We start from the raw sequence: 7633 nt of genomic DNA, 5'->3' as shown, positions 1-7633 counted from the left end.
TGTTAATATTCCTAAAGTTGCATTAGGACAAAGTGATTTTATTTCGCTGTCAATTGAAAAATTCATTTTATTTTTCGCCTCCTAATAATTTGTTAACTAACTGATTATAATTATATTAGTAAATAGTGGTATTTTAAAGGGTGAAATTAAAAAATCTGAGAATAAGGGGTGATGACATTGAGGATAATTTCTTACAATATACATAGAGCTATGGATAAAAATAAGAAAACAACCTTGTTTCAGATAGTTAAGTATCTAAAGAAACAGAGAGCGGATGTTATATGTTTACAGGAAGTTTTACATTCTCAGTATGAATTTATGAAGCTATATCTTAGGATGAACGGTATCTTTGCTGAAAATGTAGAGTCACAAAAATACGGAATTTGCATTTTTTCTAAATACAAAATAATAGAGAAAAATCATGTATTTTTAACGAGTAAAAGAGAGCAGAGAGGTCTTGCACACGTAAAATTAAAAGCAGATGAAAATAATTGCTTGAATGTAGTAAATACACATCTTGGTCTAAATAAAATAGAGAGATTCAAGCAAATAGATGAAATACTAGATTTTGTAAAAAATATAAATGGGAAAGGTAAAAATATAATCTGTGGAGATTTCAACGAAAAAAACTTGAGTATAAATAATTTCAATGATGCTTCAGTACAATTAAAAAAGGACAATTATCCTACATTTAGTAAAAGTAGAATAGATTATTGCTTTGTGGATAAGGGTTTAATTGTGAATTCATATGAAGTCGGCGATGTGTATATGTCAGATCATTTTCCTATTATAGTAGATTTTGAATTATAATATAGTATTAAAAGGGTAGTCACAAAATTTGCAGCTACCCCTGTGATTATTTACTAGCCAATATTATATTTTTATCCAATGTGTATTTTATTAAATAGTTCGACATATTTTCAAATTTTATATCAAATTCGCTTTCGTCAAATAGCATATAAAGCGCAAATAAATTTGCTTCTCTCTCAGCATCTAAGTCCTCAGCCTCGAAATTATTTACTCCTTTATGACCTAAAACTATATGACCAAGCTCGTGGGCACATAATATCTGTTTAGATTTTTCCATGTAATTGCAATTAATTGTAATAAATGGATAATCTCCAGAAGCATATGCAAAAAAAGCTTTAAAGCTAGGGTTGGTTTTTATTTGATTTACGTTAATATCCATTTGTTCACAAATTTCAAAAGGATTATTTGTGTTATATCTTATTTTTAAATTCTCAACAGCCTGTTTGATTTTATTACTCAATAAGTTACCTCCCTCTGATAATTTACTTATCATCTAATAATCTTATTTATTTTTGTATTTATAGCTGATTATTTCGATTTGGTGTAATAATTCATTGGCGAATTCTATTATCTCCTCGTCTGATAATTTTGTCGCATCGTAGCCGCCGTATGCCATAACAGTAGGCAATTTTAGTATAAATTCCATCGCAGCTTTAGCGTCTTTAAATTCAGTTGGAGGTTTAGGGTTGCGACCAAGTAAGTAATCTGTTGATACATCAAAATAATCGGCTATTTTAGTAAGTGTAGTTTGATCGGGAAATCTTCTACCTTGTTCATACATACCTATTGTACTACTTGAAATTCCTAAAATTTTGCCCAGCTTAGATTGGCTGAGGTTTTTAGATGTTCTTAGATTTTTTAGATTTTGTCCAAACATAATTTTTACCTCCTTTGCTAATAATTTACTTCTTCTATAAATATATTAACACGAAATGTGTATAATTTTCAAATAAATAAACACAAAAAGAATAGGAATATATTTACAAACACTATCGGAGGTGCTATTATATAAACATACACAATATGTGTGTTATATTAAAAAAATACACGTATTGTGATTGAAAGAAGATTTAACTGGAGGTAAAAAAATGAGTATATACCTAGAGGAATATAAATTTTTTGTACCGAACAGCGAGAAGAAGTTACTCGACATCGAAGTAAGACATATATTTTATAGGAGCTTATACATGGAGCTTCATCTAATGGATGGGGGCAATTACAGGTTGTTTTATAATTTTGCGATTAGACCAAACGACCTAGTTAGAATTATGGAGAATTTTGTGAGGGAAAATTCAGATTATAGTAAAAGTTCATTTGGTGATATTTTAGCTAGTGAGGATTTTATTAAAGTGATTAGGAAATTTCAACCAGTTGTCGAAAAAATTATCGGTCAGGAGGATGTAGATAAATTGATTCGACTACTTGAGCAATTTCCATTAAAACAAAGCGCAAAAAAATATAAAAGCGATAGTGATTGCACATATATATCAAATATATATACTGAAAATGACGGAAGTAAGTACATATGTTGGCGTGATATTCCAGATGAATGGAGCGCTTTGAGGGATATAATAGTAATTTTATTAAACTATGTGGAGGATAATAGAGGGAAATATTCTCCAAAATAAAAATTTAAATGAGGATAAATAATTGTAGTATAATAATTCTTAGTTAAATGTATATTATGTAAGATATTTGGATATAAACTAAATAGCATAATAATGAGCGGAAAATATATTCAAGCGAGGAGAATTATATGGATAAGATATTAGATATACTACAAAAGTATTATGGGTATAAGACCTTCAGAAAAGGTCAAGAGAAAATAATTAATAGTATTTTAAGTGGAGAGGACGTTCTAGCTATAATGCCAACAGGTGGCGGGAAGTCGCTTTGTTATCAAATTCCTGCCTTATGTATGGAGGGCATTACTATAGTGATATCACCGTTGATATCGCTTATGAAGGATCAAGTGGACACTTTAAATACTATGGGTATTGAAGCTAGTTATATAAATAGTTCGTTATCTGTAAGTGATTATAATAATGTTTTAAAAAATATATTAGACAATAAATGTAAAATATTATATATTGCTCCAGAGAGACTGGAAAATATAGATTTTTTAAATATTATAAAAAATAAAAATATCTCTCAAATTGCAATAGATGAAGCTCATTGTATATCTCAATGGGGCCATGATTTTAGGGTATCGTATAAGAAAATACCTTATTTTATAAATAATTTAGACAATAGACCTATAGTTACTGCATTTACAGCGACTGCATCAGAAGAGGTTAGACAGGATATCCTAAAGATGCTAGGTCTTGTAAATCCTAAGGTGTATATAACAGGATTTGATAGAGAAAATTTATACATAAACATAGTTAAATCTTCTGCCAAAAATAAATATTTATTAGAATACATAGAAAATCATAAATCAGAAAATGGGATAATCTACGCTGCAACTAGAAAAGAAGTTGAGAAAATTTATGAAGGTCTTTCAAAACGAGATATAGGCGTGCTTAAATACCATGGTGGTATGTCTAATGACGATAGAAAGACAAGCCAAGATAAATTCATAAATGATGAAGTCAACATAATGGTCGCAACTAATGCTTTTGGTATGGGAATTGACAAACCTGATATAAGATGGGTCATCCACTATAATATGCCACAGAGCATAGAGAACTACTATCAAGAGATAGGTAGGGCAGGTAGAGATGGGCAAAAGAGCGAGTGTATATTGCTTTTTTCACCGGTAGATGTACATACGCAGAAGTATTTAATAGACATAAGTACAGAAAATATATCTAGAAAATCGATTCAATACGATAAATTGCAGCAGATGGTCGATTTAGTTTATAGCAACTCCTGCTATAGAAAAAGTATATTAGAGTATTTCGGTGAAACAGTAGACGTAGATTGTGATAATTGCAGCAATTGCTTGAGCGAAGGTGTAATAATAGATAAGACGCTAGATGCACAGAAGGTTATTTCGTGTGTTTTTAGAATGAAAAGAAATTTTGGAATAATAATGATAGTAGATGTGCTTAGAGGATCTAAGAATAAAAAGGTCTTAGAAGCTGGATTTGATAAATTGAGCACTTATGGAATAATGAAGGATTATTCTAATGAAGAGCTAAAGAACTTTATAAATACTTTAATATCTCATGGATTTTTAGATATAAGAGAAAATCCAGGTGCTAGGGGAAGTTTTCCAACAGTATATTTAAACAAACAATCCATGAGAGTACTAAAAGGCGAGATAAAGGTTGAATTTAAAGAGGTCAAGGTGGCTAAAGAATCTAGAGAGAAAAATGAATTATTTGAAATACTGTCTGATTTAAGAAGATCTATAGCGGCAAATGAGAAAATAGCTCCTTACATGGTATTTGGAGATGCTACTTTAATTTCAATGGCGAACAGTTATCCGACTACAGAAGATGAAATGCTAAATATTTCTGGTGTCGGTCAAATTAAGTATCAAAAATACGGCAGACAATTTATAAGCGTAATTGAAAAATATATGTCGGATAAAAATATAGACAAAGAATCAATAAATAAAAACGAAGCTAAAAGCTCTAAAGAAGACGAACAATTCTTCGAGGTAGATACAGATAAGGATTTATATGAATTGCTCAAAAAGCTAAGAGCTAAATTTGCGAGAAAGGAAAATCTACCATACCATATGGTAATGCCTAAAAATACCTTAAAAGAAATCAGCGGTAGATATCCACTCGAATTAGACCAGCTAAACGACATCTCAGGGATGGGACCTAAAAAAATCGAAAAATACGGACAAGAGATAATAGATACAGTAAAACAGTACGTCGAACAAAACGATATAAAAGTAGAGTGGAAGGACAAAAAAAGAAAGAAGCTAATACTAGATGGAGAGAGCAGAAAGCCTAAAGAAATAGCTCTAGATTTATTAAACCAAGGAATCGATATGAGAAAAGTAGGCAACGATTTAGAGGTATCAGTTTCTACTATTTTAGGATATGTATACGATTATATAAAAGAGAAAAATGAGCTTCACTTTAAATTTGATCCAACGATATATTATTGCGAGGATGAAAAGGAATTGATTGAAGAAAGTATAAAAAAACACGGAGAAGAAAAAATACGTGAAATAAAACAATCTCTTCCAGACTACATCAAATACGAAAGTATAAGAGCTGTTATTATTGAAAAATATATAAGCTAAAGCAGAAAAAAGGCGGACTTTAAAAAGCTCGTCTTTTTTAGTATTATAAAAATATAATTTAATGAGAATGAAAGGAATTGTATTTTTATGGATTATCAAAAAATTATAGATTTTAGGAATAACTCTGAAGGCTTCACAATGGTCAATGGTATAAAAATAACTAAAGTTTCAGAAGGATATGCAGAAGGCGAGATTGAAATAACTGATAATCATCTTAATATGTCTAAGGGAATTCATGGAGGATGTATATTTTCTCTAGCAGATTCAGTTGCAGGGTCAGCAGTTTGGTCTAGAGGAAAAAAAGCCACAACCAGTAACAGCAATATAAGCTTTTTGAGACCAACCTTTGGTGTAAAAAAATTAATAGCAAAAGCCAAAGAGGTTAAATATGGTAAAAATCTTTTAGTATATGATGTCGATGTAGAAGATGAAAAAAATAGACTTATAGCTAGAGCCACAGTAACATATTTTAATTTAAAAGAAGATTTAAATTTATAGTGTATATGAAATTATAAAAATAACAATAAAATATATTTAAGCTATTTAAAAAAATTGATTTAGTAGTATAATTAGAACTGTAAAAAAAATAAATTATATTTATCTAAAGTTTTTTTAGTGATATAATTCCTTATGTGTCAAAAATATCTTTAGTCTAGTATAAAATTTTAATAGGAGTGAGGGTGTTAATTATGAAATTAAAAAAAGCATTGGCTTTGATTATAATATGTGCGTTTATATTAACTGGATGCAACAGTGACAAGAAGTACAATGAATATATGGATAGTGGAGAACAAGCAGTTAGACAAGAACAATATCAAGATGCATTAGACTATTTTGAATCAGCACTTGATGAAAAAGAAGGAGATGCAGAAGCTACTTCTCTACACGAACAAGTAGAAAAAATTATACAAGTAGAAGCAAAAATGAAGGCTAAATTGTATGAAGAAGCTATTGATCTATGTGATGAAATATTAGCAAGTAAAAGTGAAAGTACAGTAGGAATAGATGCTGCTAAGAAATTAAAGGAAGAATGTGAAAAATTAAAAGAAGAGCAAGAAAATTTAACTTTTAAAGAAGACATACAAAAAAGAATAAGCGAAGTTAAAGAGCTTATGAAAAAAGAAGAATATATGAATGCTAAAGTTAAAATAGGATACATAATGGATGATATTTCTGACAAGGCAAATTATTCAAATGAATTAAAGGAATGTGAAGAACTACTTAAAACATGTAATCAAAAATTAGATGAGATTTCTAAAAAGAAAGAAGCAGAGAAACAACAATCAGCAACTGATAATAAAAAAGAAAATACTACTAATAAAAATGATAGCAACAAAGATGCAAATGATAACAACAATACTAGCAATAGCGACACTTATAAAATAGACTTTAATGATGAATTAAAGAAACAAATAGCAGTTGCAGGAGCAGCATATGTAGAATTTTATTTTGAATACGGTGAAGATACAGCTCCAAGCAAATTTGCTGAAAAAGCTTATGAAGATACAGAAAATGATACTCCTTTAGGAGAATATAAGGAACAAGGAAAAACAATATTTATGAATGCATTCAAAGAAGCATTTGAAGCTACAGGAAATGAATATTATTAAAATTCAATAATGTATTTTTAAATTGAGAAATATTAAAAGCATATTATTTACAAGAAAAATTGTAGTGATATGCTTTTTTTATATTAGTTGACAATTTACAAATATTAAACTATATTTAAAATGAATTTCATACTAATATAATATGAAATATCAAATTTAATAAATCGTGGGGTGAGCGCTATGGAAAATAAATATGCGAAAGATGTTGAACAGAATAAAAATAGAGAAGAAAGACTAGTAGATTATGATTATAAAACAAATTTTAAATTTCAAGTAGTAAAAGTCAAAGAAAAAAATCATAAAGAGGAGATAGAAACAATAATAGGAGAATTTCCATTAGCTTTAGTTATAAATGGAGAGTATTCTAATACATTTTTGTGTACACCAGAAAATTTAGATCAATTAGTGGCTGGATTTTTGATGACTAAAGGCATTATAAAATGTAAATCAGATATAAAATCAATAGAAATCGATTTTGGAAATAGGGTTGCAAATGCAGTCGTAGAAAAAGACAAAGTACTTGATAAGGGAAAGAGATTTTATCTAAATGATTTAGATTATGTAGATTTAAAACCTATTGAAAATACAAATGTAACTGTAAAAGTAAGCGATATATACTTAGTTATGAAAGAAAACTTGACATCTTCTGATCTATTTAAAAATACTGGTGGAGTACATAGTGTTGCTATTTACGACAATCAAGAGCTTATAACAATTAAAGAAGATGTAGCTAGACACAATGCTATGGATAAAGCTATAGGAGATTGTGTTTTAAATGATATAAATTTAAAAGATAAAATAATATTTGTAAGTGGAAGAATATCTTGTGAAATGATTTTGAAGGCTGCAAAATCAGTTATTCCTATAGTTATTTCTAAGTCAGCTCCAACTAATTTATCTGTTGAAATTGCAAAAAAATTAAATATAACTTTGGCTGGATTTGTTAGAGGAGAAAGGATGAATATATACACTAATCCACAGAGAATAATTTTTGAATAAAAATTAA

8 protein-coding genes are annotated in these 7633 nt (G+C 28.9%); 6 read left to right on the top strand and 2 right to left on the bottom strand.

The annotated features are described in order from the left end of the window. Nucleotides 1-177 precede the first annotated feature (177 nt). A complete protein-coding gene (locus MR593_RS05895) occupies nt 178-810 on the top strand; it encodes an endonuclease/exonuclease/phosphatase family protein (RefSeq protein WP_290690792.1) in 633 nt (210 codons plus the stop codon). A 46-nt stretch (nt 811-856) separates the two neighbouring features. Here the strand turns inward: MR593_RS05895 and MR593_RS05890 are convergent, their stop codons facing one another. Both MR593_RS05890 and MR593_RS05885 read right to left on the bottom strand, forming a co-directional pair. After that, the gene (locus MR593_RS05890; RefSeq protein WP_290690789.1) at nt 857-1270 is read right to left on the bottom strand and encodes an ImmA/IrrE family metallo-endopeptidase; all 414 of its coding nucleotides are present in this window, start codon (nt 1268-1270) and stop codon (nt 857-859) included. Between the two features lie 42 nt (nt 1271-1312). Next, entirely contained in the window at nt 1313-1687 is a 375-nt protein-coding gene (locus MR593_RS05885; RefSeq protein ID WP_290690787.1) for a helix-turn-helix domain-containing protein, read from the bottom strand. 211 nt (nt 1688-1898) lie between these two features. Here MR593_RS05885 and MR593_RS05880 point away from each other — a divergent pair, with 211 nt between their 5' ends. The 5 genes from MR593_RS05880 (at nt 1899) to fdhD (ending at nt 7626) form a co-directional block, all read left to right on the top strand. Further along, a complete protein-coding gene (locus MR593_RS05880) occupies nt 1899-2438 on the top strand; it encodes a hypothetical protein (protein ID WP_290690786.1) in 540 nt (179 codons plus the stop codon). A 128-nt stretch (nt 2439-2566) separates the two neighbouring features. Next, nucleotides 2567-5017, top strand: coding sequence for a DNA helicase RecQ (gene recQ / locus MR593_RS05875; protein WP_290690785.1), 2451 nt, complete (start codon nt 2567-2569; stop codon nt 5015-5017). 87 nt (nt 5018-5104) lie between these two features. Beyond that, a complete protein-coding gene (locus MR593_RS05870) occupies nt 5105-5515 on the top strand; it encodes a PaaI family thioesterase (protein ID WP_290690783.1) in 411 nt (136 codons plus the stop codon). A gap of 191 nt (nt 5516-5706) precedes the next feature. Further along, nucleotides 5707-6627 (top strand): hypothetical protein, encoded by a 921-nt coding sequence (locus MR593_RS05865; RefSeq protein ID WP_290690780.1) that lies wholly within the window; start codon nt 5707-5709, stop codon nt 6625-6627. Nucleotides 6628-6807: 180 nt separating this feature from the next. Next, nucleotides 6808-7626, top strand: coding sequence for a formate dehydrogenase accessory sulfurtransferase FdhD (fdhD, locus tag MR593_RS05860; protein ID WP_290690777.1), 819 nt, complete (start codon nt 6808-6810; stop codon nt 7624-7626). The last annotated feature ends 7 nt before the right edge of the window (nt 7627-7633 follow it).

It is taken from the genome of Intestinibacter sp., from assembly GCF_022780145.1.
In the GTDB taxonomy this organism is placed as follows: Bacteria; Bacillota; Clostridia; order Peptostreptococcales; family Peptostreptococcaceae; genus Intestinibacter.
This window is presented reverse-complemented; position numbering and strand designations above follow the sequence as displayed.

Bases quoted from the DNA above. Each gene is read 5' to 3' on its own strand.
- MR593_RS05870 (WP_290690783.1), top strand. From the start codon at position 5,105: ATGGATTATCAAAAAATTATAGATTTTAGGAATAACTCTGAAGGCTTC.
- recQ (WP_290690785.1), top strand. From the start codon at position 2,567: ATGGATAAGATATTAGATATACTACAAAAGTATTATGGGTATAAGACC.
- fdhD (WP_290690777.1), top strand. From the start codon at position 6,808: ATGGAAAATAAATATGCGAAAGATGTTGAACAGAATAAAAATAGAGAA.
- MR593_RS05865 (WP_290690780.1), top strand. From the start codon at position 5,707: ATGAAATTAAAAAAAGCATTGGCTTTGATTATAATATGTGCGTTTATA.
- MR593_RS05880 (WP_290690786.1), top strand. From the start codon at position 1,899: ATGAGTATATACCTAGAGGAATATAAATTTTTTGTACCGAACAGCGAG.
- MR593_RS05885 (WP_290690787.1), bottom strand. From the start codon at position 1,687: ATGTTTGGACAAAATCTAAAAAATCTAAGAACATCTAAAAACCTCAGC.